The following is a 23,483-nucleotide window of genomic DNA, read 5'->3' as shown; positions in this document are numbered from 1 at the left end:
AAGGCGATGGGTCAAGATACAGGCAGGCATCTGGCCTGGGCAAGGCGGTGCCCTGAAACGACGAAGGGCACCCGAAAAGGTGCCCTTGCGTCAATGACGGCCCTGGCTGTCGTTAGACGGCTTCAGGCGTTTTCCTTGATCTTCTCCTTGATCTTGGCGTCATCCAGGCTCTCGGGCAACTGCTGGTCCCCGCCGCCGCAGAGTTTCACCTGCTGGGCGGTACTGGTGTTTTCCGGCAGTTGCTCGTCGCCACCACCGCAGGCTTTCATGGCGGCGCCCTTGGCACCGGCCCGCTTGCGGGGCGGCGCGCTCTTCCACTTGATGACCTGTTCCTCAAGCTGCGGTTCGGGCTTGACCAGGGTGCGGGAGGTGTCGAACTTCCAGTCCACGGTCTTTCTGGATTGAGGCCCCCAGTAACCGGCCTTGCCCAGGTCGTAGAAGCGACGCTCGAAGGCGCTCTTGAGGAATGCCTTGAGGCAACCCAGCAGGTACTTGCGGCGCAGCGGGTTGCGTTCCCACGGATAGCCCAGGAAGGCTTTCTTCATGTAGAAGCGGCGGTAGTTGTGCATCACCCGATCCAGCAGTTCGCCCCGGGTCATGGCCGCGGGTTTCATGATGGGGGTGACGAAGTTGTATTTCTCGAAGTCGAAGATCTCCACCTTGTCCTTCATCTCCGTGTACAGGTCGGAGAAGGGCCAGGGGGTGAACATGGCCCAGTTGGCCATGTCCGGGTTCCAGTCCATGCACAGCTGGAAGGTTTCTTCCAGGGTTTCGGCGGTTTCGTTTTCCAGGCCGACGATGAACTGGGCCTCGGTGACGATGCCCGCATTGCGCAGCAGTTCGATGGCCCGCTTGTTCTGGGCCACGGTGGTTTCCTTGACGAACATGTCCAGGTTGAGCTGGGCGGCGGCTTCGGTGCCCAGGGAAATGTGGATCAGGCCCGCCTTGCGGTAGAAGGGCAGCAGGTCTTCGTCGCGCATGACGTCGGTCACGCGGGTGTTGATGCCCCAGAGCACGCCCAGGTCCCGGTCGATGAGTTCCTGACAGAACTCCACAAACTTGGCCTTGTTGATGGTGGGCTCCTCGTCGGCGAGGATGAAGAAGCCGACGCCGTGTTCCTTCACCAGGATCTCGATCTCGTCCACCACCTTCTTGGGATCGCGCACCCGGTAGTCACGCCAGAACTTCCACTGGGAGCAGAAGCTGCAGGTGAAGGGGCAGCCCCGGGCCATGTTGGGGGTGGCCACCGGCACGCCCATGGGGATGTAGATGTATTTCTTCCAGTCCAGCACACCCCAGTCGGGGATGATGGAGTCCACGTCGCGGATGGTGGGCGCGGCGGGGGTGGCGACCACCTTGTCGTCCTCGATGTAGGCGATGCCCTTGATGTCCTGACGGCCCGATTCCCAGCGGCCCTCGTCCACGGCGCGGACCACTTCCAGTACCACGGCCTCGCCTTCGCCACGGATGATGGCATCGATCCAGGGGGCTTCGGTGAGCACCTGCTGGAACATGAAGGTGGCGTGGATGCCCCCCAGCAGGGTCACCGCGTTGGGGCAGGCTTCCTTGGCGATCTTGAGGGTCTGTTCGGCCTTGTAGATGGCGGGGGTGACGGCGGTACAGGCAATGATGTCGGGCTGGGCCTCGGCAAAGATCTTGCGCAGATCTTCATCCGGGGTGTCGTCGGTCATGGCATCGACGAAGACGTATTCGGTGTACCCGTGAGACTTGAGGTAGCCGGCCAGATAGGCCACCCAGGCGGGGGACCACTTACCGGCGATTTCGGCGCCCCCGGAGTGGTAATTGGGATGGACGAAGAGGATTCGCATACGTTGCTCCCGCGAAAGGATTTATCACCCCCGGGGTTTCCCGCAGGTGAACAAGACAGGCGGGGCATTCCTATATTCCCCGGAATGCCTGATCGTACCCGTGGATTTTCAGAACTGTCAACCTTGATGGACAGCCTCACATGCCCTGGGTCAAGGGTCTGGCGCATCCAGCACGCCGGTGCCAGAGGTCTTGCCAACCACCCGGTTACGGCCCTGGGCCTTGGCCTGATACAGGGCTTCATCCGCCAGGGCCAGCAATTCATCCAGGGTGTTGTCCTTGGTGGCAATACAGACACCGATGCTCAGGGTAATGGCCAGGGCTCCGATTCGGGTCACCACGGGAGTTTGGGCAATCTGGGCGCAAAGCTTGTGGAACAGGGACATGGCATCGGTGCCGGCGGGCATGGCGGCGACGATGAGAAACTCCTCGCCCCCCAGCCGGCCAACAGCGTCATAGGCACGAAGGTTTTCCCGCAGCAGGTGGGCAATGCCACATAGCACCTCATCGCCAGCTTGATGGCCATGGGTGTCGTTGACGATCTTGAAGCAGTCCAGGTCACACATGCCAATGGCCAACGTGCCACCACTGCGCGCCTGACGCTCCAGTTCCCGCTCCAGATGGGCAAGGATGGCCCGTCGGTTGGGCAGGCCGGTGAGGGGGTCGTGGCTGGCCTGATAGGCCATGTCCTCACGGCTTTGCAGCAGGGCATCCTGGAGCTGGATGATACGGACGCCAACATTGATTCTGGCCCGCAACTCGCCGATGTCAAAGGGCTTGACCAGATAGTCGTCGGCACCGCTGTTCAGGGCATGGATCATGTCCATCTTGGTATCCCGACAGGTCAACATGATGATGTAGAGAGGCGCTTCCGAGGCCATGGTCCTGACCCGGCTGACCACCTCGATGCCGTCCATCTCCGGCATCATCCAGTCCAGAATGGCCATCCGTGGTGCATCATCGGCCTGCAGGGCCTGCCAGGCGGCCTGTCCGTCACAGGTTTCCACCACCTCATGACCCATCTTTCGCAGCAAAGAGGTGAGCAGGGTCCGTGAGGTAAGATCGTCTTCGGCAATCAGGATCCGCATGGATCAATCCTCAAATACAGGCATCAGCGGTGCTGCTCCCTTTAACTGCTCCGGATCTGCCGGCCAGTCTGCAGGTCACGGATCTGGCTGGGGTTTTCCCGCCCCCCGGTGGCCCCTTCCAGGATACCGTCCAGCCATTCACCCAGGGCAGCATCCACGGCGTCGGCAGAGCGGCCCGGAGGATGACCCGATAGATTGGCACTGGTGGAAACCAGGGCCATACCGGCGGCCCGACACAGGGCCGCCGCCAGAGGATGATCGGTCACCCGAACCGCCAGGGTGTCATGGATACCGGTGAGCCAGCGGGGTGTATCTGGTTGGGCCGGCCACAGCCAGGTGCAGGGGCCGGGCCAGGTGGTCATGGCCTGTTCCTGCAACCGCTCGTCCACCGGCAGCAGGAACGGAGCAAGCTGGGTCAAGTCTGCGCCGATGAGGATCAATCCCTGATCGGGGCGCCGTTGCTTGATATGCAGCAGCCGGTGGACCGCCGTTTCGTCACGGGGATCACAACCCAGGCCGAATACGGCCTCGGTGGGGTAGGCAATCACCCCACCCTTGCGGACAAGGGCGGCGGCATCGGCAGGGTCCGTCAGTCGTTGGGCCATGGCAAGGGGATCAATGGGGGTTGCTGGTGGCCTTACGGGAACGGGTGCCCGTCCTGGGGGCGCCCGCGGTGCCGGTGGCCTGACTTTTACCTGCTGCGGCTTTTTTGCCGGCTTTGGCCTTGTCCCCGGATGAGGTCTTGGTGGTGGCCTTCTTTTTTGATCCGCCCTTGCGGGTTCCCCGGCTCTTTTTCTCTGGTGCCGCAGCCAGCAGGGTGCGGCATTGCTCTAGGGTCAGCGCCTTGGGGTCTTCGTCCTTGGGAATACGGGCATTCTTGCTCCCGTCGGTGATGTAGGGACCATAGCGGCCATTGAGCACCTGGATGCCAGCTTCCTCGAACACCTGAATGAACCGGTTGGCATCGATTTCCTTTTTTTCTGCCACCAGTTCCAAAGCCCGGGGCAGCTGGATGCTGTAAGGGTCGTCTTCCTTTTTCAGGGAGGCATAACGGCTGCCGAATTTTACATAAGGTCCGAAGCGACCAATGTTCACGCTCACCGGCTCCCCTTCCGGGGTCTCCCCCAGTTCCCGGGGCAACTGGAACAACACCAGCGCTTCCTCCAGGGTGATGCTGTCCATTTTCTGACCAGGTCGCAGGCCGGCAAAACGGGGCTTTTCCTCGTCTTCCTTGGTGCCGATCTGGACGAAGGGACCGTAGCGTCCCATACGCACGGAAACGGGCCGCCCCGACTGGGGATCGGTGCCGATTTCCCGGGCCTGTACAGCTTCCTCACGGCTGACCGAGGCGTCCTTTTCCTTCACCTGTTCATGGAAGCGGCGCCAGAAGCCTTCCATCACCGGAATCCAGTCTTTTTCCCCCCGGGAGATTTCGTCCAGTTCATCTTCCAGACGGGCGGTGAAATCGTAGTCTACATATTGGGTGAAATGCTGGGTCAGGAAGGTATTGACGATGCGACCGATATCCGTAGGCACAAAGCGCCGGTTCACCAGTTCTGCATATTCCCGCTGCATCAGGGTGCTGATGATGGACGCATAGGTGGAAGGCCGGCCAATACCGTGCTCTTCCAGGGCCTTGACCAGACTGGCTTCTGAATATCGGGGCGGTGGCTCGGTGAAATGCTGGTCTGCCCGTACATCATGGAGAGTCACCGACTCCCCTTCTTCAAGTTCCGGCAACAGACGTTCATCATTTTCCACCGGGGTGTCGTCCTGATCCTCCCGGTAGACCGCCATGAAACCGGGGTCACGCACGGAGGAGCCAGTGGCACGAAAGACGTGATCAGGACCGCCTGCTTCCAGGTCGGCGGCCACGGTATCCAGGGTGGCATGGATCATCTGGCAGGCCACGGTGCGTTTCCAGATCAGGTCATAGAGCTTGAACTGATCGACGGTCAGATGGGCCTTGACCGCCTCGGGCAAGCGCAACGCCGAGGTGGGACGGATGGCCTCGTGGGCCTCCTGGGCATTCTTGGACTTGGTTTTGTATTGGCGCGGCGTCTCTGGCACCTTGTCGCGGCCATAACGCTGGGCAATCAGACCGCGAATTTCCTCCACCGCCTCATGGGCCAGGGTGAAGGAGTCGGTTCGCATGTAGGTGATCAGGCCGGTGGGCCCCGACCCCAGATCGATCCCTTCGTAGAGTTGCTGCGCCACCCGCATGGCGCGACTGGCGGAAAAGCCCAGCTTGCGCACCGCTTCCTGCTGCAGGGTGGAGGTGGTGAACGGCGGTGCCGGATTGCGGCGCCGCTGTTTCTTTTCCACCTTGGCCACCCGCAGCCTGCCCTGGGCGGCGGCCAGCAGGGTTTGGCGCGCCTGATCGGCGTCGGCCTCGTTGTTGATGTCGAACTGTTCCAGCTTGCGGCCATTGTAAATCTGCAGGCGACCGGTAAAAGGACTTTCATCCTTGGCCACCAGGGCATCCAGGGTCCAGTATTCCCGGCTGACGAACCGTTCGATCTCCTCTTCCCGCTCCACAATCATGCGCAGGGCCGGGCTTTGTACCCGACCAGCGGACAGGCCGCGCTTGATTTTTTTCCACAACAGGGGAGACAGATTAAAGCCCACCAGGTAGTCCAGGGCGCGGCGGGCCTGCTGGGCATTGATCAGGTCATTGGACAGTCCACGGGGATGGTCGATGGCCTCCCGCACGGCCCGCTGGGTGATTTCATGGAAGACCACCCGCTCGGTGGTTTTTTGATCCAGCAAGCCCCGTTCCCGCAGCAGTTCGTACAGATGCCAGGAGATGGCTTCCCCTTCCCGATCCGGGTCGGTGGCCAGAATCAGGCGATCGGCCTGTTTCAGGGCACGGGCGATACTCTCCACATGCTTCTCGTTGCGATCAATCACCTGATAGTGCATGTGAAAATTACGGTCCGGGTCTACCGCACCCTCTTTGGGCACCAAATCACGCACATGGCCATAGGAAGCCAGTACCTCAAAATCTTTGCCGAGGTACTTCTTGATGGTCTTGGCCTTGGCGGGGGACTCGACGATGACCAGGTTTTTGCTCATCATTTTGCGCGAAAAACCCCGTCCTTCAGGGCGGGGAGGGATGGCGCATCGTGCCTGGCACGATCACGCGGCCCTGGTCGCGTTCTCCTGTGTCGGTTTGGGTTAAAAGATATCGCCACAGCTGCCCGTTATAGCAGACGGCAATGGCCATGTGATGCTCTGTGGGGGTTCAGTGCAGATACTCCGGCGGGCTGTCGAACATCATGCTCTCCAGCCAGGTGCAGGCGGCTTCTTGTCCGGGCTGGTTGAACAACACCATCAAGGTGATCCATTTGATTTCTTCCAGATTGATATCTTCAGCATCCAGATCCATGATCCGGTTGATGACCACTTCACGGGTGGCCGGGTCCAGGATGCCGTTATGTTCCAGAAACAGTAAAAAACCCCGGCTTTCGGCATCCATGCGATTGATTTCGGCCTGGGTGTAGACCCGCAGGGCCGAACCGGCATGTACTGTCTGCGGGGTATCCTGATCGGACAGATTTTCCAGCCACTCGAACGCCTTCTGGATTTCAGCGCCAGGGAAGCCTGCATCCAGCAGCAGATCCTGCAACTGCTCCCGATCCGGCTCCAGCTCGGTATCGTCGTCAATATAGTTTTCAAACAGATACATCAGGACATCAAGCACGTTTTCTTTCATGGTACTTCCGCAAGGAAACCCGCAACTTTCACAATCACGGGGGGCATTGCAGCTGCAGTATGGCAGCCGCTGGAATCGGTACGGGCCTTCCACCCACCAGCCACAAGGCGCCGACCGGTCAAGGGCCTGTGAGGGTCAGCCTGGCTTGCTGTCACAAGTCCTGCCTTCGAGGATTGTTGGTTGTCCACTTTCCGGCTGCAGGCGAACATAACGACCGCCGGACAGGGAGGCAACCTGACCTCGCAACTCCATTAAAAGCAGCATGGAGGAAACCGCACCCACGGTCAATGCAGTACGGGTCACCAACTGGTCCACCGAAACCGGATCATGGCCCATGGCCGCCAGCAACCGGGCATGATCCGGGTCTGGTGGGACATCGTCGGTGTTCGGGTCCGGCAGGGTCGGGGAAACCGGCAGCCGGGGGGGCACCAGGGCGCCCAGTTCTTCCAGAATATCGTCTGCCGTTTCCACCAGTTTTGCCCCTTCCCGGATCAACCGGTGGCAGCCCCGGGCCAGGGGATTATGGATCGAGCCGGGAATGGCGAACACTTCCCGACCCTGTTCGGCGGCCAGTCGGGCAGTGATCAGGGAGCCACTGCGGGTGGCGGCTTCCACCACCAAAGTGCCGATGGCCAGCCCGGCCAGGATGCGGTTGCGGCGGGGAAAATGACCCGGTGCAGCCGGGGAGCCTACGGGGAGCTCTGTGACGATCGCCCCTTCGGCCACGATACGATGCCCCAACTCCCGATGGCTGGCAGGGTAAATGCGGTCGGGTCCGGTACCGGTGACCGCAACAGTCAGGCCGCGGGCCGCCAGGGCGCCTTCGTGGGCGGCTGCATCAATGCCCTTGGCCAGACCGCTGATGATCACCAGTCCCTGACGGGCCAGATGGGCACTGAAGGCCGCGGCATTCTCCCGGCCACCGGGGGTCGGATGGCGACTCCCCACCACTGCCAGCATGGGCCAGGACAGCACCTGGGGGTCTCCCAGCACATAAAGTACGGCAGGGGCGCCGGGAAGCGCCCGCAGACGGGCTGGATAGCGGGGGTCTGCCAAGGTCAGGATATGATGTCCGGCCTGACGGGACCAGGCCAGATCGGCCAGTACCCCAGGGGCGGGATCTGCCTGCAGGCAAGCAATGGCCGCCTCGGACAACGCGCTCCGCCGCCAGGCCGATGGCCCTGCCGCTAAAATGGCTTCCGGGCTGCCGTGGCATGCCAGCAGCCGTTGCAGGGTGACCGGCCCCACCCCGGGGGCATGGTGGAGGCGAAGCCAGGCAGTCAGTTCCGAGGCATCCATGGATAATTCCGGCACCATTTCAGGGATGTTTGACGGTAAAACCCCGTTCGATGGGATGGGTAGACTCCATCACCAGGGCATAACTGACTTTCTCGAAGGTGCGAAACACCATGATCAGTCCTACCCGTTCATCGGGCAGGGTGACGGCCTCTCCCCGGCGACTGGCCAGCCGGTCATGAACCACCCGCCCGGATTGGTAGGTGGCAAAGACATGACCTTCCACGATGCCTTCCCGTTCTCCCAGATTGATCACGGCCACCTGAAAGCGGGCAATCTGGCTGATGGCATCAAACAGGGAAATGATCCGTCCCTGGCTATCCCTGGGGGGAGCGGCAGGGGTAAAGAGAAAATTCTCCTGTCCGCTGTCCTGGGGCAGCAGCCGGTCTCCAATCAGGGCTTCCCGGTCGCTGCGCACCAGCAGTACGGTGGCTGGATCACCTTCCCGCACCAGTTCAGCCACGCCCACGGGGATGGCCTCGTGGCCCAGCATTTCTCCGCTATCCGGGTCCATGAGGATATCCCCGGTGCGAAAGACATCGTAGCGATCCCCCAGGGTGGTTTCTTTCAGGCCACGGGCATAGAGGCAGTCATGGGCACCGAAAATCAACCGATCATCCCGGGCGGCCATCAGGTAGGCGGATTCATCCAGTTGGGCCTGGGTCACCACCCTGGGGCGGATCAGAAACTGCTGCAGGGCCTGGATGGGGACATCCAGGGCGGGGGGAAGCGGTTCCTCCCGCACCTGGGGCGATAGACGCAAGGTGGGACGAACCCTGGGACCCCCGTCCACGGTCAATCGGGGGCGGCCATCCACATGGTACAGACTGAGGATGTCACCGGGATAAATCAGATGGGGATTGGCAATCTGGGGGTTGGCCACCCAGATTTCCGGCCAGTACCAGGGGTCGCGCAGAAACGTGCTGGAGATGTCCCATAACGTATCACCAGGCTGGACCACATAGCGTTCCGGCGCGGTGGGGCGCAACGGCACCGGATCGGGGGGTGGAGGTGCAGGAGGGGGCGCAGAGGCGATCACCTCTGGCGATACCGCCAGCTGGGGTTCTGGTACGTCTTCTGGCGGAGTGCTGGCGCACCCGGCGGCCAGGAGCGCTAGAATAAGCGTGGCAGCAAACAGGCGGCGCCCGACGCACCGCGGCTGGGGAGCAGACATGGTTTCCCTCGTCACTAAGGCATCACGGTTGCGGACCCCGCCACGGTGCTGTATCCAGGACAGGCCGTGGGAACTCCAGGGTCGGTATTGAAGAAACCGACCGCTACAATAATCATCTAATATGTACCCAACTGTAGCAGAAATCATTTTATGCCTGCACATACACACCCACTTTAGCGGATGAGCGGTCATGGCCTTGCTAGACATTTTGCATTTTCCCGATCCCCGGCTGCGTCGTCAGGCCGATAGCGTCAAGGTGGTGGACGACACCATTCGTACCCTGGTGGATGACATGTTCGACACCATGTACCACGCTTCAGGTATCGGTCTGGCGGCCACCCAGGTGGGCGTACTGCACCGGGTGGTGGTGATGGACGTTGCCGAGACCGGAGCCGATGAGCGTTCGGGGCAGGGGCGCCACCCCCTGTGCCTGATCAACCCGGAAATCATTGCCCGCCAGGGGGAGGCAGAGAGCGAGGAAGGCTGTCTGTCTGTTCCCGGCTTTTACGAGCCGGTGCGCCGCGCCCAGCGGGTACGGGTCCGCGCCCTGGACCGGAACGGCAAGCCCTTTGAACTGGAAGCCGACGGCCTGCTGGCGGTGTGTATCCAACACGAAATCGACCATCTGGATGGCAAATTGTTCGTGGATCATATCTCCTCCCTCAAGCGGGGCCGCATCAGAAAAAAACTGGAAAAACAGGCCCGGATCACCGGTCATGCCGGTACTGCCCGTCACCGGGAAGCGGTCTGATTCACTGTCAACACCCCTAACGACGAAAGGTTTGCCCTTGCCCCGTCCCTTGCGCATCATCTACGCCGGTACCCCGGATTTTGCAGTACCGGCCCTTGAGGCACTGATTGCCTCCCCCCATGACGTTGTTGCCGTCTATACCCAGCCGGATCGTCCGGCGGGGCGCGGCCGCAAGCTGACCCCCAGCCCGGTCAAGCAGGTGGCCCTGAACCACGATATTGCCGTGGAACAACCCGAGCATCTGCGCCCCGAACCCGTACAACAGCGGCTGAGGGATTATCAGCCGGATCTGATGGTGGTGGCGGCCTACGGTCTCATCCTGCCCCAGTCCGTCCTGGACATTCCCCGGCGGGGTTGCATCAATATCCATGCTTCCTTGTTGCCCCGGTGGCGGGGAGCGGCCCCCATCCAGCGGGCCCTGGCCGAAGGGGACGACACCACCGGCATCACCCTGATGCAAATGGCGGCAGGTCTGGATACCGGCGACATGCTGCTCAAGGATACCTGTCCCATTACTGCCGATGATACCGCCCGGACCCTGCATGACCGTCTGGCGACCATGGGGGCAGCAGCGCTGTTGCCCTGTCTGGATGATCTGGTGGCAGATCGGCTGCGCCCCGAACCCCAGGACGATACCCAGGCCACCTATGCCCACAAGCTGGACAAGGGTGAAGCCGTGCTGGACTGGTCCCTGCCGGCAGTGGTGCTGGATCGTCGCATCCGCGCCTTCAACCCTTGGCCGGTCGCCCAGACCCGCTATCAGGGACAGCCGTTGCGGCTGTGGATGTCCCGGTCCCTGTCCGGCCACATGGCCGGCGCCACACCGGGCACGGTGGTGCAAGAAGGCCCCGAAGGGATCGACGTGGCCACGGGTGACGGGATTTTACGCATCACCTGCCTGCAGTTGCCCGGCGGCAAACCCCTGGAGGCAAAAGCATTTTTAAATGCCAGAACACTTCTGGGGGTGAATTTGGGCGCTCCAGAGGCTGCCTGCTGATGTCTGCCTGCCCCTGGCAGATGTTCCCCCGCAACATCAACGGAGTCCTGCATGTCCCTGTCCGCCCGTGAAGCTGCCCTCCATGTGATCCTGAGCGTGCTGCAGGAGGGGGTTTCCCTGTCCGAGGCGCTGCCCAACCGGCTCCATCAGGTCAATGTCCGCGACCGGGGGCTGGTCCAGGCCTTGAGCTATGGCACCTTGCGTTGGCACTTCCGTTTGGAGGCCATGCTGAGCCAGTGGCTGGACAAACCCCTGCGGGACCGGGATCGGGATATCGCCTGCGCCCTGGCCATGGGGCTGTTTGAACTGCTGTACATGAACACCCCGGACTACGCTGCCATTCAGCAAACCGCAAATCTGGGACGAAAACAGCGCAAATCCTGGGCGGTGGGCCTCATCAATGGCGTGTTGCGGCGCGCCCAACGGGAGGCAAACGACACAGCCTGCCGGGTGGACCGGGAGCCAGCGGTGCGCCATAGCCTCCCCCAGTGGCTGTATCAGCGACTGGCGACAGCTTATGGTGACCATAGCGAAGCCCTGTGTCAGGCCCTCAATGCCCATCCTCCGATGACCCTGCGGGTGAACCAGGCCCGTATCAGTCGGGAAGATTACCAAGGGCTGTTGGCGGATCAGGGGGTCAAAGCCCATCCCCATGCCACAGCAGCCACAGCCCTGACCCTGGCTCAGCCGATGGCCGTGGACCAACTCCCCGGATTCAATCAGGGATTGGTATCGGTGCAGGATGCCGCTGCCCAGCTTTGCGCTCCCCTGCTGGACTGCAGGCCAGGAATGCGGGTGCTGGATGCCTGCGCTGCACCAGGGGGCAAGACCCTGCATCTGCTGGAACAGGCGGGGGGTGATCTGGATATGACGGCGGTGGATACAGACCCGGTTCGTCTACAGCGGGTTCAGGAGAATCTGCACCGGGCCGGCTATCAGGCCCGCCTGTTCGCTGCAGATGCCGGCCTGCCGGAATCATGGCATCAAGGCCCCGGCTATGACCGTATCCTGCTGGATGCCCCCTGCTCGGGCACCGGCGTGATCCGTCGTCATCCCGATATCAAGCACTTGCGCCGGGAAGCAGACATCGCCCCATTGCAGGCCCGCCAGGCCCGGCTGCTACAGGCCCTTTGGCCGTTGCTGGCTCCGGGGGGGAAGTTGCTCTATGTCACCTGCTCCCTGATGCCGGAGGAAAATACCCAAACCGTGGCGGAGTTTCTGGCCCGGAACAGCGACGCCACGGACTGTCCCATAACCGCCCCCTGGGGACAGCCTGCCCAGGTGGGCCGCCAGTTACTCGCCGGTGAGCAGGACATGGACGGATTCTTCTATGCCCGCCTGACCCGCGCCTGAGTCCTGTGCCCCGGCGGCCCCCTTCCTCCTCCCTGATCCTGTTGCTGGCCTGGTTACTGATCTGGCCACCGACCACGGTGGCAGGAGAAGATCATCCCCTGCGGGTGCGCTGGGCCGGGACTGAACTGGTAGGTGGGGTTTATCTGCTCAATGCCGATATTGATTACCAGCTCACCCGCAAACTCGATGAAGCCCTGCACAACGGGGTCCGGCTCACCTTCGAGGTCCAGATCCAGATCACCCGGGGCCGGGACTGGCTATGGGATGCCTCGGTGGCCGAACTGATACAGCGTTATCGGGTGGAGCATCATGCCTTGAGCCGCCTTTACATTGTGACCCATCTCAACACGGGTGTGCAGCGGGCTTTTTACCGTCTGGAATCGGCCCTGTACAACCTGGGCCATCTGCGGGACTTGCCCTTGCTGGATGCCCCCCTGCTGGACCCGACACAGGACTACGGTATCCGTCTGCGCACCCGGTTGCGGGCGCAAGACCTGCCGCTGCCCCTGCGGGCAAGAGCCTATGTGTCCCGTGAATGGAGTCCGGTGAGTGAGTGGTATTCATGGTCGCTACGCTGAAAAAATTTCCCCTGGGACTGATCTTCATGGCAGTGGTGTTCCTGCTGCTGCTGGGGTCTTTGGTGGTGATGGGGGATACGGCACAGAACTCCGAGCGTTTCGAGCGGCTCTACGTCTGGCTATTGCTGTTCAATGCCCTGGCCCTGGTGATCATGGGGCTGGTGGTTTGGGTGCGCCTGTGGCGGGTGATCCGGCAAGTGATCCGGCGCGAACCCGGCTCCCGGCTCACGGCCAAGCTGCTGATCCTGTTTGTGGGGTTATCCCTGCTGCCGGTGACCATTGTCTATTATTTTTCCATCCAGTTTCTGGATCAGGGTATCGACAGCTGGTTTGATGTGCGGGTAGAAAAAGCCCTGGAGGACGCCCTGGAACTGTCCCGCTCCTCCCTGGACCTGCGGGTGCGCCAACACACCGGCCAGACGGAACTGCTGGCGCGGGAACTGGTGGACGTCCCCGAGACCCTGGCCGCCCTGCGTCTGCGAGAGATGCGAGAACGGGGACAGGCACTGGAACTGGCCCTGTTTGGCCCCAACAACCGTATCATTGCCTATGCCAGCGGCGAACGGGTGCAGCGCCTGCCGGTGCTGCCGGCGGGAGAAGTGCTGTTGATCCTGTCCCAGGGCAACACCTACGCGGCCCTGGAGCCGGTCCATGACGGTGGGCTGCATATTCGGGTGGTGACCCAGATTCCGGTGCGCGACCCCGCCGGTGACGGTCGCATCCTCCAGGCCATCTATTCGGTGGATGGGCGTATGGGCCTGCTGGCGGACAGTGTTCAGGATGCCTTTTCCGACTACAAGGCCTTTGCCTATTTACGGGTTCCCCTCAAACAAAGTTTCAACACCACCTTGTCCCTGGCCCTGCTGATCTCCGTGATGACAGCCACCTGGGCCGCCCTGTATTTTTCCCGGCGGTTGGTGGCGCCCATTCAGGAACTGGCAGAAGGCACCCGGGCCGTGGCCGCCGGTGAGTATCACAAGCGACTGCCTGTGACCCGCAACGACGAACTGGGCTTTTTGGTCAATTCCTTCAACGGCATGACGGCCACTCTGGCCGCCACCCGGGACGAAGTGGAGCGCAGCCGGCGACTGGCGGAGAGCCGGCGCATGTATCTGGAGGCGGTGTTGCAGAACCTTTCCTCCGGGGTGATCACCCTGGATCACCGGCTCAGCCTGAGAACCGCCAATGCCGCCGCGGCCCAGATTCTGGAGGTGAACCTGAGCCGTCATCTGGGCGCCTCCCTGGATGACATCGGTCAACATTCCAGGGTGGTGGATGCCTTCAACCAGGCCTTGCGGCGCCGTTTTACCCCCCATGAATCCGAGTGGCGCGAGCAATTGACGGCATTTGGGGTGGGTGGCCGCAAGGAACTCATGTGCCGTGGGGTCTGGCTTGCCCATGGCCGGGCTTTACGGGGTGGGCCGGTGGTGGTGTTCGATGACATCACCACCCTGCTGCAGGCCCAGCGGGACGCCGCATGGGCCGAGGTGGCCCGGCGTCTGGCCCACGAAATCAAAAACCCTCTGACACCGATCCAGCTTTCTGCCGAGCGCCTGCAAAAGAAAGTGCAGCCCCACCTGGCGCCGGAAACTGCCCAGGTATTGCGCCGTGCCACCCATACCATCGTCCAGCAGGTGGAAGCCATGAAGGCCATGGTCAATGCCTTTAGTGACTACGCCCGACCTCCTGCCATGATGCCGACGCCCCTGGATCTGAACCGGCTGGTGCAGGAGGTGAGCGAGCTGTACCGTCACGGAGACAGCCCGATACGATTCACCCTGACCCTGGACCCTGCCCTGCCCTGCCTGATGGCAGACCCAGGGCGGATTCGCCAGTTGCTCCACAACCTGATCAAAAACGGCCTGGAAGCCCTGGAAGGCATTGCCGACGGTACCCTGGAACTGACCACCCGCTGTCTGCGGGATGACCGGCGCGACCGGGTGGAAATCACGGTGCAGGATAATGGCCGAGGGCTGGCGGAGGATATGATGCCCCGCCTGTTTGAGCCCTATGTCACCAGCAAACCCCGAGGGACCGGTTTGGGACTGGCCATCGTCAAAAAAATTGTCGAAGAACATAGCGGCATGGTCTGGGCGGAAAATCCGCGTGATGGTGGCGCCAGGGTGGTGATCCATCTCCCCCTGGCCGGACCGGGGATAACCACGGAAGCTGACGTGACAGAACCTGACAGACGAGGGCACTGATGAACGAACCCTGTATTCTGGTGGTGGACGATGAACCGGATATCCGCACCCTGGTTCAGGAAATTCTGGAGGATGAAGGCTACACCGTGGACGTGGCAGCCACGGTGATGGAAGCCAGGGAACAACGGCGACGACGGCGTTTCGATCTCATCTTGCTGGATATCTGGATGCCCGATGGGGATGGTATCAGTCTGCTCAAGGAGTGGAGTGAAGCCGAAGGCCAACCCAGCCCGGTGGTGATGATGTCCGGCCATGGTTCGGTGGAAACAGCGGTGGAAGCCACGCGCCTGGGGGCCTACGATTTTCTGGAAAAGCCCCTGTCCATGGCCAAATTGACCCTGACGGTGGAGCGGGCCCTGGAGGCGGATCGTCTGACCCGGGAAAATATCGGTCTGCGCCGGCGCTTTGGCACGGTGATTCAGCCGGAGGGGTCCAGTCCGGTGATGCAGGCTCTGCGGGAGCAGGTGCTGCGGATTGCCCAGCATGACACCTGGGTACTCATCAGTGGCGAGGCCGGTGTGGGCAAGCAGACCTTCGCCCGGTTCCTGCATAGTCACAGTGCCCGATCTGCCGGTCCCTTCGTTGATGTCCCCGTGGGAACCATGAACGCCGCCGAGGCAGCGGTAGAACTGTTTGGCGAGGAAGAGGGCAACCGGGTCCGCTACGGTCTGCTGGAACAGGCCGAAGGTGGGGTGCTTTACCTGGACGAAGTGGCACAAATGGATCCCCATACCCAAGGCCGTTTGCTCACCGCCCTGGAAAACCGGCGCATGACCCGGATTGGTGGCAGGGATGCCATTGCCGTCAATGTGCGGGTCGTGGCTGCCACCCGCGAAGACCTGCGCGCCCTGGTTCATGCCGGTGGTTTTCGGGAGGATCTGTACTATCGTCTGAGTGTGGTGCCTCTGCATATCCCCCCCCTGCGAGAACATCCCCAGGATATTCCCGAATTGCTGCGCCATCAGGTCGAGGCCCTGCATCAGGAGGAAGGTCTGCCCCGCCGCCATTTCAGTGAGGCAGCCTGTGCCCTGTTGGCCCGCTATCCCTGGCCCGGTAACATCCGTGAACTGCGGAATCTGGTGCAGCGTCTGTTGATTTTGGGTAATACCGAGGAGGTGGACGCAGCCGAGGCACAGACGGCCCTGAGTGGCCGTAGTCCCCGAACGGGAGACCCCCTCCAGAGGGAGAGATCGGTGGATATGGCCTTACCCTTGCGGGAAGCCCGGGAGCAGTTCGAGCGGGATTATCTATTGCGCCAAATGGCACAGGTCGATGGCCACATGACCCGACTGGCGGAGCGGGTGGGACTTGAGCGCACCCATCTGTACCGTAAACTGCGCGCCCTTGGTATCGAACCCAGGAAGGCGAAAGAGTCAACTACCCCCGACTGAAGTCGGGGGCTTGTGAGAGCAAGCCGGGTTGACCAGCCTGAGCCCGCCTGAGCAGGACGCTCGAAAGGGGCTACGTTTGCAACAGGTCGTCAAGACCCACCGGCGGATGCTTCCTCAGTCTGCCGCTCTGGAAGGTTGGGATCATGCTGGCGAAAGGTAAAGCGCCGAAGGTTCCAGCCGTCGCGAAAGCGGGAGCCGGTTGCAGACATTGGCGAGGGGAGACAGGGCGAAAGCCCTGCGTTACTGGTGCCCTTTACTGGGCAGAGCCTCACGGCCCAGTGGGTGGAAGGCCCACACCTTTTCCTGTAGCTGCAAGACCGCAGCCGCAATTCCTCCCGCGATTGAAATCGCGGGTTTCTTTGCGGAGAGATTATGAAAATCCTGATTCTGGGGGCAGGACAGGTGGGCAGTTCCGTGGCCTATAACCTGTCCAGCGAGGCCAACGACATCACCATCATCGACACCCGGCCCGAGATTCTGCGTGCCCTGCAGGATCGTCTGGATCTGCGCACGGTGACCGGCTTTGCCTCCCATCCGGAGGTGCTGGAAGCGGCCGGTGCCCGTGACGCGGACATGATCATCGCGGTCACCAATTCCGACGAGACCAACATGATCGCCTGCCAGGTGGCCTACACCCTGTTCCACACCCCCACCAAGATCGCCCGGGTCCGGGGTGTGGAATACCTGGGCTATCCGGCCCTGTTCGCCCCCGAAGCCCTGCCCATCGACGTGCTCATCAGCCCCGAGGAAGAGGTCACCAACTACATCCAGCGCCTGATCGAGCACCCCGGCGCCCTGCAGGTGCTGGACTTTGCCGATGGCCGGGTCTCCCTGGTGGCGGTGCGGGCCTATCACGGCGGGCCGCTGGTGGGCAAGGCACTGCGCCACCTGGCCAGCCACATGCCGGGGGTGCAGACCCGGGTGGCCGCCATCTTCCGCAAGGACACCGCCATCTACCCGGACGGCCAGACCGTCATCGAGGTGGACGACGAGGTCTTCTTCATCGCCGCCCGGCGCAACATTCGCGCCGTCACCAGCGAGTTGCGCAAGCTGGACAAGCCCTATCGGCGGCTCATCATCGCCGGCGGCGGCAACATCGGCAAGCGCCTGGCCCAAGCGTTAGGGCCGCGGTTTTCCGTCAAGCTCATCGAGCACAACCCGGCGCGGGCCCGGGAACTGGCCGAGGTGCTGGACAACGTGGTGGTGCTCGGCGGCGATGCCGCCGACGAGGAGCTTCTGATCGAGGAAAACATCGAAAACACCGATGTCTACGTGGCGGTGACCAACGATGACGAGGCCAACATCCTTTCCGCCATGCTGGCCAAGCGCCTGGGGGCGCGCACGGTGATGTCCCTGATCAACCGCCCCAGTTACGTGGAACTGGTGCAGAGCGGCATCATCGACATCGCCATCTCCCCCCAGCAGGTGACCATCGGCGCCCTGCTCACCCATGTGCGCCGGGGTGACGTGGTGGCGGTGCACAGCCTGCGCCGGGGTGCCGCCGAAGCCATCGAGGCGGTCGCCCACGGCGACAACAAGACCTCCAGGGTGGTGGGACGCATGGTGGAGGAGATCAACCTGCCCCGGGGCTGTACCATTGGTGCCCTGGTGCGGGGGGACGAAGTCATCATCGCCCACCGTGACACGGTCATCCAGGCGGAAGACCATGTGATTCTTTTCCTCACCGACAAGCGCCGCGTCAACGAGGTCGAGCGCCTGTTCCAGGTGAGCGTGACCTTCCTTTAGGGTGTGTTCATCCATGAGCAACATTCAGCGTTTTGAAGCCATGCTGGCCGCCGGCCAGGACAATGCCATGCTGCGTTTCACCCTGGGCAATGCCCATCTGGCGGAAGGGCAGCCGGGAGAGGCCGCCATCCATCTGCGGGCCGCCGTGGGCCACGACCCCGGCTATTCCGCCGCCTGGAAACTGCTGGGCCGGGCCCTGGCCGAGGGCGGTGCCCTGCACGAGGCCATCGAGGCTTTCGACGAAGGTATCCGGGTGGCCACCCAAAAGGGCGACCTGCAGGCGGTCAAGGAGATGCAGGTGTTCCGCAAGCGGGCGGAGAAACAGCTGGCCGGGCCGGATCAATGACGGAAGTGACCGACACCACCGGGCGGGAACACGCCCCCGAGGGCTACCTGCCTCCCTTTCGCGCCTCCATGCTCCATCCCCGCTACTGGCCCACCTGGCTGGGCATCGGCCTGCTGTGGGCGGTCATGGGGCTGCCGCGTCCCGTGGCCCTGGGGCTGGGCCGGCTGGTGGGCTGGATGGCCTGGCGCAGCGGCGGCAAGCGTCGGCACTTTGCCGACGTGAACCTGCGCTTGTGCTTCCCCGACTGGGACGCCGCCCGTCGGGAGCAGGTGCTGCGGGACCATTTCCGCATTGTGGGTCAATGTTTCGTTGACTACCCCCTGCTGTGGTTTGGCAGTCGCCGCCGTCATCGGTCCTGTATCCGGCTGGTGGACGAGGGCGGTGCCTTGCCGCTGCTGCGGGCGGGTCGACCGGTGATTCTCTGTACCGCCCATGCCCCGGCCCTGGATTTTGGTGGCCTGCGGCTGAGTCTGGAGGCAGAAGGGGTATCCTTCACCAAACCCATGTCCAATCCTGTGGTGGAATGGATCAACACCCGTGGTCGTTCCCGGTATGGTGCCGCCATGTTTTCCCGGGATCAGGGTCTGCGCCCGGCCATTCGTCACATTCGCCAGGGCCGGGGTTTTTACTATCTGGGGGACGAAGATCTGGGGCGTGAACACACTGTTTTTGCCCCCTTCTTCGGCATCCCCAAGGCCACCGTACCCGCCTTGGGGCGGTTGGCCCGGATAACCGGTGCCACGGTGATTCCCACCATAGGGTTTTACCGCAGGGACCAGGACCGTTACGAACTGGTGATGGCGCCGCCCCTGGAAGACTTTCCCACCGGGGATGACGCGGTTGACGCAGCGCGGATGAACGCCGCGCTGGAAGCCCTCATCCGCCGGGATCCGGCCCAGTACCTGTGGACCTTGCGGTTCTTCAAGACCCGGCCGCAAGGGGAGCCGCGGGTTTACTAGCGGCGGACGACGCGGGATGGGCGGCACGCAGCGTTTTCGCGGCGGCCACCATCCGGGTCAGGGCCGGGATCACCTCTCCCCACTGGCGGGTCTTGAGGCCGCAATCCGGATTCACCCACAGGCGTTCGGCGGGAATCCGCGCCGCGGCCTTGGTCATCAGGTCGACCATGTGGGCTTTAGTCGGGATGTTGGGCGAGTGGATGTCATAGACGCCGGGTCCGATCTCGTTGGGGTACTTGAAGCGGTCGAAGGCATCCAGCAGTTCCATGTCGGAGCGCGAGGTCTCGATGGTGATCACGTCGGCATCCATGGCGGCGATCGACTCGATGATGTCGTTGAACTCCGAGTAGCACATGTGGGTGTGGATCTGGGTCTCGTCGCCCACCCCGTTGGCGGTGACGCGGAAGGATTCCACCGCCCAGTCCAGATAGTCCTGCCACTGGGAACGGCGCAGGGGAAGGCCCTCGCGCAGTGCCGCCTCGTCGATCTGGATGATGCCCACGCCGGCCTTTTCCAGGTCCAGCACCTCCTCGCGGATGGCCAGCGCCAGCTGCCGGCAGGACACCGCGCGCGGCTGGTCGTCGCGCACAAAGGACCAGTTGAGGAGGGTCACCGGGCCGGTGAGCATGCCCTTCATGGGTTTGTCGGTGAGCGACTGGGCATGGCTGATCCAGTCCACGGTCATCGGCCGCGGGCGGCTGATGTCGCCGAACAGGATGGGTGGCTTGACGCAGCGGGAGCCGTAGGACTGCACCCAGCCGAACTGGCTGAAGACGTAGCCGTCGAGCTGTTCACCGAAATACTCCACCATATCGTTGCGCTCGGCCTCGCCGTGCACCAGCACGTCCAGCCCAAGCGCCTCCTGCTCGCGCACACAGCGCGCGATCTCCCCGTGCATGATCTCCTGATAGGCTGCCGCGTCGATCTCACCCGCCTTGAAACGCCGCCGCGCCACCCGGATTTCGCTGGTCTGCGGGAACGAGCCGATGGTGGTGGTGGGGAACTTCGGCAGCTGGAGCCGCGCCGCCTGCCGGATGGCACGCTCGGCATAGGGGCTACGGCGCCGGCCCATGCCGGCATCGATCCCGGCGATGGCCGCCTTCACGGTCGGATTGTTCACCCGGGGAGAGTGTCGGCGCGCCTCGATGGCGGCGCGGTTGGCGTCCAGTTCGGCCCTGACCGCCTCGCGCCCCTGATTCAGCGCGGTCGCCAGGATGCGCAGCTCCTCCAGCTTCTGCCTGGCGAAGGCCAGCCAGGACTGGATCTCGCCATCCAGCTTGCGCTCGCTGTCCAGGTCCACCGGCACATGCAGCAGGGAGCAGGACGGCGCGATCCACAGGCGCTCGCCGAGCTGCGCTTGGATCGGCTCCAGCCAGTCCAGCACCCCGTTCAGATCGGTCTTCCAGATATTGCGCCCGTTGATGACACCCAGCGACAGCACCTTGCCGGAAGGCAACAGGTTCAGCAGCGGCGTGATGTCATCGCGGCCGTTGATGGCGTCGATGTGCAGGCCGGCCACGGGCAGGTTGGCGACCAGATAGCGCTGGTCCTGGAGTTCGCCGAAATAGGTCGCCAGCAGCAGCTTCACGGGCACGCTCTTGAGGGTGTGATAGGCGTCCTCGAAGGCATGGCGCCACGGCGCGTCCAGTTCAGTGACCAGGATGGGTTCGTCGATCTGCACCCACTCGACCCCATGGGCCGCCAGGGTGTTCAGCAGTTCCCCGTACACCGGCAGCAGGCGATCGAGCAGGGCGAGGCGGTCGGCCCCATCCTTCGACTTGCCCAGCGCCAGATAGGTCACCGGACCGATGATGACCGGCTTGGCGCCCACGCCTTGTGCCCTGGCTTCCTCCAGCTGCGCCAGCAGACGGGAGGCATCAAGCCTGAATGTCGTGTCGGCGGTGAATTCCGGCACAATGTAGTGATAATTGGTGTCGAGCCACTTGGTCATCTCGCCGGCGGCGACGCCTCCGCAACGGGCCCGGGCATCCGCTTCGGGCGCCGAGCGCCCGCGGGCGACACGGAAATAGTTGTCCAGTGCATCCCCTTCGAAGCCTTGCACGCGCTCGGGCAGGTTGCCCAGCGTAAAGCTCATGTCGAGCATCTGGTCATAGAAGGCGAAATCCCCCACCGGTACCAGGTCCAGACCGGCCTGGTCCTCCCAGTGGCGCGCGCGCAGCTGGGCGCCCACCGCCTTGAGGGCATCCAGGGATGACTCACCCTTCCAGTAAGATTCCAGAGCGAACTTCAATTCCCGCCTGGCACCGATGCGGGGAAAGCCGAGGTTGTGCGTGATGGCCATGCCGATTGTCCTGAGTGGTGAATGGATGACACCATTCTGATCGGCCATTACCATGAATAAAAATGGTTTTATTTCATCAAAGCATGTATGAAATTCATGTGAGGCGGATGCCATGACACACCTGGACCGTTCCCATCTGGCGATCATCCGTGCCGTGGATCAGCACGGCTCCCTGACCGCCGCCGCCGAGCACCTGCATCTCACCCAGTCGGCCCTGAGCCATGCGGTGCGCAAGCTGGAAGCGCAGCTCGGCGTGGCCATCTGGTACCGGGAGGGCCGAAGTCTGCGCCCAACCCAGGCGGGTGAATATCTGCTGGCGGTGGCCCATCGCCTGCTGCCCCAATTTACCCACGCGGAAGCCCGTTTGCGGCAATTCGCCCAGGGGGAGCGCGGCGCCCTGCGCATCGGCATCGAATGCCATCCCTGCTATCAGTGGCTGTTGAAGGTGGTCGCCCCCTACCTGGACGCCTGGCCGGACGTGGACGTGGACGTGAAGCAGGAATTCCAGTTCGGCGGCATCGGCGCGCTGTTCGGCCACGAGATCGACCTGCTGGTCACGCCCGATCCCCTCTACACCCGCGGCCTGCGGTTCGAGCCGGTGTTCGACTATGAGCAGGTGCTTGTGGTCGGCAAGGGGCATCGCCTCTGCCATGTCCCCTTCGTGGAGCCGGCGCAACTCGCGGAAGAGACGTTGATCACCTATCCGGTGGCCATCGACCGGCTCGACATCTACACCCGATTCCTCCTGCCGGCGGGCATCCGGCCCAAGCGTCACAAGCCCATCGAGACCACCGACATCATGTTGCAGATGGTGGCCGGCGGACGCGGCGTGGCGGCCCTGCCGCGCTGGCTGGTGGAAGAACATGCCCAGCGGCTTGACCTGACCTCGGTGCCGCTGGGGGCGCAGGGCATCGCCAAGCAGATCTTTCTTGGTATCCGGCAAGCCGATGCCGATATTGACTATCTGCGCGCCTTCATCGCGCTGGCGCGCACCCTTCGGGACGGTGCGGAACCGCCGACGGCGTGATGCCCGTGGTGGCTTATCCATGGGCAAGTATCCCCGCAAGAGCGGCCATGTAGTCCCGGAACAACATTCCTGGCTATCGCTTCGGAAGCATCGCCCCGGCCCGGCGCCACGGAAGGCTGGGTGGGTTGAACTGGTTGGTCCGCAGGGTAAATCCGACCTGAAACAGGAAGTGCGTCACAAAATCGGCTAATCTCGACTTCAGGACCACGCATTGGAAAAGGTCATGGAGTACAGGGAACCCGTGCGGCCCGAATGGGGTAGGGCCGCGGCATCTCACCTTGATCAATCCCCGATCACATCTCTTATCGCGGACGCGAAGCCGCCGGCCTGTCGTTATCAGTGCGACGTTTTGCGGTTTGTCGGGCGGGTGCCGTGTTTCATCTCCAGGCTTGAACGGAATGCGTCGGTATCGCCCGGCGAACGTTGTATTCCATTCCGTGTATGTCAACTTATACAGAATCCGTATAGCACCGACTGAGTGGGTGCCTTCAATCATTGGGGGGCTGCGTTGGGCGTACCTTTTCGGGCTGGATGGCTTTTTGAATCAGAGGGTTGTGGGGGGCGGGACGGAAGATGGGGGTGTGCTATGCGGAATCTGGCTTTCCTGGGGAAGACCGATTCTGTCTAATCTACTGTTATGTTTTATAAAGGTATAGAGGGCCATGTTTGATAAATTAAGAAAAATGAACATTGCTCATCGCAAAACTGATGAAGCATTGTATTCCGTGG

Annotated in this window: 18 protein-coding genes; 10 read left to right on the top strand and 8 right to left on the bottom strand. The window is 62.6% G+C overall.

Going from position 1 to position 23,483, the window contains the following annotated elements; translation table 11 throughout:
* Window positions 1-122 precede the first annotated feature (122 nt).
* The 7 genes from bchE to BMX62_RS10915 form a co-directional block, all read right to left on the bottom strand.
* Window positions 123-1,829, bottom strand: a complete 1,707-nt coding sequence (gene bchE, locus BMX62_RS10945) for a magnesium-protoporphyrin IX monomethyl ester anaerobic oxidative cyclase (protein ID WP_090208757.1) — start codon at window positions 1,827-1,829, stop codon at window positions 123-125.
* 150 nt (window positions 1,830-1,979) lie between these two features.
* Window positions 1,980-2,915: a GGDEF domain-containing response regulator gene (locus tag BMX62_RS10940; RefSeq protein ID WP_090208754.1), complete on the bottom strand. Its 936-nt coding sequence runs from the start codon at window positions 2,913-2,915 to the stop codon at window positions 1,980-1,982.
* A 41-nt stretch (window positions 2,916-2,956) separates the two neighbouring features.
* Window positions 2,957-3,520 (bottom strand): L-threonylcarbamoyladenylate synthase type 1 TsaC, encoded by a 564-nt coding sequence (gene tsaC, locus BMX62_RS10935; protein ID WP_090208749.1) that lies wholly within the window; start codon window positions 3,518-3,520, stop codon window positions 2,957-2,959.
* A gap of 10 nt (window positions 3,521-3,530) precedes the next feature.
* Complete coding sequence (locus tag BMX62_RS10930) at window positions 3,531-5,990, bottom strand: DNA topoisomerase I (protein ID WP_090208778.1); 2,460 nt, start codon at window positions 5,988-5,990, stop codon at window positions 3,531-3,533.
* A 169-nt stretch (window positions 5,991-6,159) separates the two neighbouring features.
* Window positions 6,160-6,630: a Smg family protein gene (locus tag BMX62_RS10925; protein WP_090208746.1), complete on the bottom strand. Its 471-nt coding sequence runs from the start codon at window positions 6,628-6,630 to the stop codon at window positions 6,160-6,162.
* Window positions 6,631-6,765: 135 nt separating this feature from the next.
* Window positions 6,766-7,929, bottom strand: coding sequence for a DNA-processing protein DprA (dprA, locus tag BMX62_RS10920; RefSeq protein ID WP_090208775.1), 1,164 nt, complete (start codon window positions 7,927-7,929; stop codon window positions 6,766-6,768).
* A 19-nt stretch (window positions 7,930-7,948) separates the two neighbouring features.
* Window positions 7,949-9,100 (bottom strand): LysM peptidoglycan-binding domain-containing protein, encoded by a 1,152-nt coding sequence (locus BMX62_RS10915; RefSeq protein WP_090208743.1) that lies wholly within the window; start codon window positions 9,098-9,100, stop codon window positions 7,949-7,951.
* 190 nt (window positions 9,101-9,290) lie between these two features.
* Here BMX62_RS10915 and def point away from each other — a divergent pair, with 190 nt between their 5' ends.
* The 9 genes from def to BMX62_RS10870 all read left to right on the top strand — a co-directional run bounded on the left by def (window position 9,291) and on the right by BMX62_RS10870 (window position 19,425).
* Window positions 9,291-9,851 (top strand): peptide deformylase, encoded by a 561-nt coding sequence (def, locus tag BMX62_RS10910; protein WP_090208741.1) that lies wholly within the window; start codon window positions 9,291-9,293, stop codon window positions 9,849-9,851.
* A 37-nt stretch (window positions 9,852-9,888) separates the two neighbouring features.
* Window positions 9,889-10,848, top strand: a complete 960-nt coding sequence (gene fmt, locus BMX62_RS10905; protein ID WP_090208735.1) for a methionyl-tRNA formyltransferase — start codon at window positions 9,889-9,891, stop codon at window positions 10,846-10,848.
* Window positions 10,849-10,899: 51 nt separating this feature from the next.
* Window positions 10,900-12,201, top strand: a complete 1,302-nt coding sequence (gene rsmB / locus BMX62_RS10900) for a 16S rRNA (cytosine(967)-C(5))-methyltransferase RsmB (RefSeq protein ID WP_090208732.1) — start codon at window positions 10,900-10,902, stop codon at window positions 12,199-12,201.
* Window positions 12,202-12,206: 5 nt separating this feature from the next.
* Entirely contained in the window at window positions 12,207-12,779 is a 573-nt protein-coding gene (locus tag BMX62_RS10895) for a DUF4390 domain-containing protein (protein ID WP_238375966.1), read from the top strand.
* On the top strand, window positions 12,764-14,983 hold the full coding sequence (locus BMX62_RS10890; RefSeq protein WP_090208727.1) for a sensor histidine kinase: 2,220 nt from the start codon (window positions 12,764-12,766) through the stop codon (window positions 14,981-14,983). Before BMX62_RS10895 ends, BMX62_RS10890 begins: the two co-directional genes overlap by 16 nt.
* Complete coding sequence (locus tag BMX62_RS10885; protein ID WP_090208724.1) at window positions 14,983-16,374, top strand: sigma-54-dependent transcriptional regulator; 1,392 nt, start codon at window positions 14,983-14,985, stop codon at window positions 16,372-16,374. Before BMX62_RS10890 ends, BMX62_RS10885 begins: the two co-directional genes overlap by 1 nt.
* A 372-nt stretch (window positions 16,375-16,746) precedes the next feature.
* Complete coding sequence (gene trkA, locus BMX62_RS10880) at window positions 16,747-18,120, top strand: Trk system potassium transporter TrkA (protein WP_090208720.1); 1,374 nt, start codon at window positions 16,747-16,749, stop codon at window positions 18,118-18,120.
* A gap of 13 nt (window positions 18,121-18,133) precedes the next feature.
* The gene (locus tag BMX62_RS10875) at window positions 18,134-18,466 is read left to right on the top strand and encodes a tetratricopeptide repeat protein (protein WP_090208717.1); all 333 of its coding nucleotides are present in this window, start codon (window positions 18,134-18,136) and stop codon (window positions 18,464-18,466) included.
* The gene (locus tag BMX62_RS10870) at window positions 18,463-19,425 is read left to right on the top strand and encodes an LpxL/LpxP family acyltransferase (protein ID WP_090208713.1); all 963 of its coding nucleotides are present in this window, start codon (window positions 18,463-18,465) and stop codon (window positions 19,423-19,425) included. The genes BMX62_RS10875 and BMX62_RS10870 overlap by 4 nt, the downstream gene beginning before the upstream one ends.
* On the opposite strand, the gene metE is transcribed toward BMX62_RS10870, so the two are convergent.
* The gene (metE, locus tag BMX62_RS10865) at window positions 19,388-21,727 is read right to left on the bottom strand and encodes a 5-methyltetrahydropteroyltriglutamate--homocysteine S-methyltransferase (protein ID WP_090208709.1); all 2,340 of its coding nucleotides are present in this window, start codon (window positions 21,725-21,727) and stop codon (window positions 19,388-19,390) included. The genes BMX62_RS10870 and metE overlap by 38 nt on opposite strands.
* Before the next feature lie 112 nt (window positions 21,728-21,839).
* Here metE and BMX62_RS10860 point away from each other — a divergent pair, with 112 nt between their 5' ends.
* Window positions 21,840-22,754 (top strand): LysR family transcriptional regulator, encoded by a 915-nt coding sequence (locus tag BMX62_RS10860; protein WP_090208707.1) that lies wholly within the window; start codon window positions 21,840-21,842, stop codon window positions 22,752-22,754.
* Window positions 22,755-23,483: the final 729 nt, after the last annotated feature.

The sequence above is a fragment of the Ectothiorhodospira magna genome (genome assembly GCF_900110965.1).
GTDB lineage: Bacteria > Pseudomonadota > Gammaproteobacteria > Ectothiorhodospirales > Ectothiorhodospiraceae > Ectothiorhodospira > Ectothiorhodospira magna.
Note: the sequence above shows the minus strand (reverse complement) of the source record. Positions and strands in the feature narration are given on the sequence as shown.

Coding starts and splice junctions, on each gene's coding strand:
- def (WP_090208741.1), top strand. CDS start 9,291: ATGGCCTTGCTAGACATTTTGCATTTTCCCGATCCCCGGCTGCGTCGT.
- trkA (WP_090208720.1), top strand. CDS start 16,747: ATGAAAATCCTGATTCTGGGGGCAGGACAGGTGGGCAGTTCCGTGGCC.
- BMX62_RS10940 (WP_090208754.1), bottom strand. CDS start 2,915: ATGCGGATCCTGATTGCCGAAGACGATCTTACCTCACGGACCCTGCTC.
- tsaC (WP_090208749.1), bottom strand. CDS start 3,520: ATGGCCCAACGACTGACGGACCCTGCCGATGCCGCCGCCCTTGTCCGC.
- BMX62_RS10890 (WP_090208727.1), top strand. CDS start 12,764: ATGGTCGCTACGCTGAAAAAATTTCCCCTGGGACTGATCTTCATGGCA.
- BMX62_RS10860 (WP_090208707.1), top strand. CDS start 21,840: ATGACACACCTGGACCGTTCCCATCTGGCGATCATCCGTGCCGTGGAT.
- rsmB (WP_090208732.1), top strand. CDS start 10,900: ATGTCCCTGTCCGCCCGTGAAGCTGCCCTCCATGTGATCCTGAGCGTG.
- bchE (WP_090208757.1), bottom strand. CDS start 1,829: ATGCGAATCCTCTTCGTCCATCCCAATTACCACTCCGGGGGCGCCGAA.
- BMX62_RS10925 (WP_090208746.1), bottom strand. CDS start 6,630: ATGAAAGAAAACGTGCTTGATGTCCTGATGTATCTGTTTGAAAACTAT.
- metE (WP_090208709.1), bottom strand. CDS start 21,727: ATGGCCATCACGCACAACCTCGGCTTTCCCCGCATCGGTGCCAGGCGG.
- BMX62_RS10870 (WP_090208713.1), top strand. CDS start 18,463: ATGACGGAAGTGACCGACACCACCGGGCGGGAACACGCCCCCGAGGGC.
- BMX62_RS10875 (WP_090208717.1), top strand. CDS start 18,134: ATGAGCAACATTCAGCGTTTTGAAGCCATGCTGGCCGCCGGCCAGGAC.
- BMX62_RS10915 (WP_090208743.1), bottom strand. CDS start 9,100: ATGTCTGCTCCCCAGCCGCGGTGCGTCGGGCGCCGCCTGTTTGCTGCC.
- BMX62_RS10885 (WP_090208724.1), top strand. CDS start 14,983: ATGAACGAACCCTGTATTCTGGTGGTGGACGATGAACCGGATATCCGC.
- dprA (WP_090208775.1), bottom strand. CDS start 7,929: ATGGATGCCTCGGAACTGACTGCCTGGCTTCGCCTCCACCATGCCCCC.
- BMX62_RS10930 (WP_090208778.1), bottom strand. CDS start 5,990: ATGAGCAAAAACCTGGTCATCGTCGAGTCCCCCGCCAAGGCCAAGACC.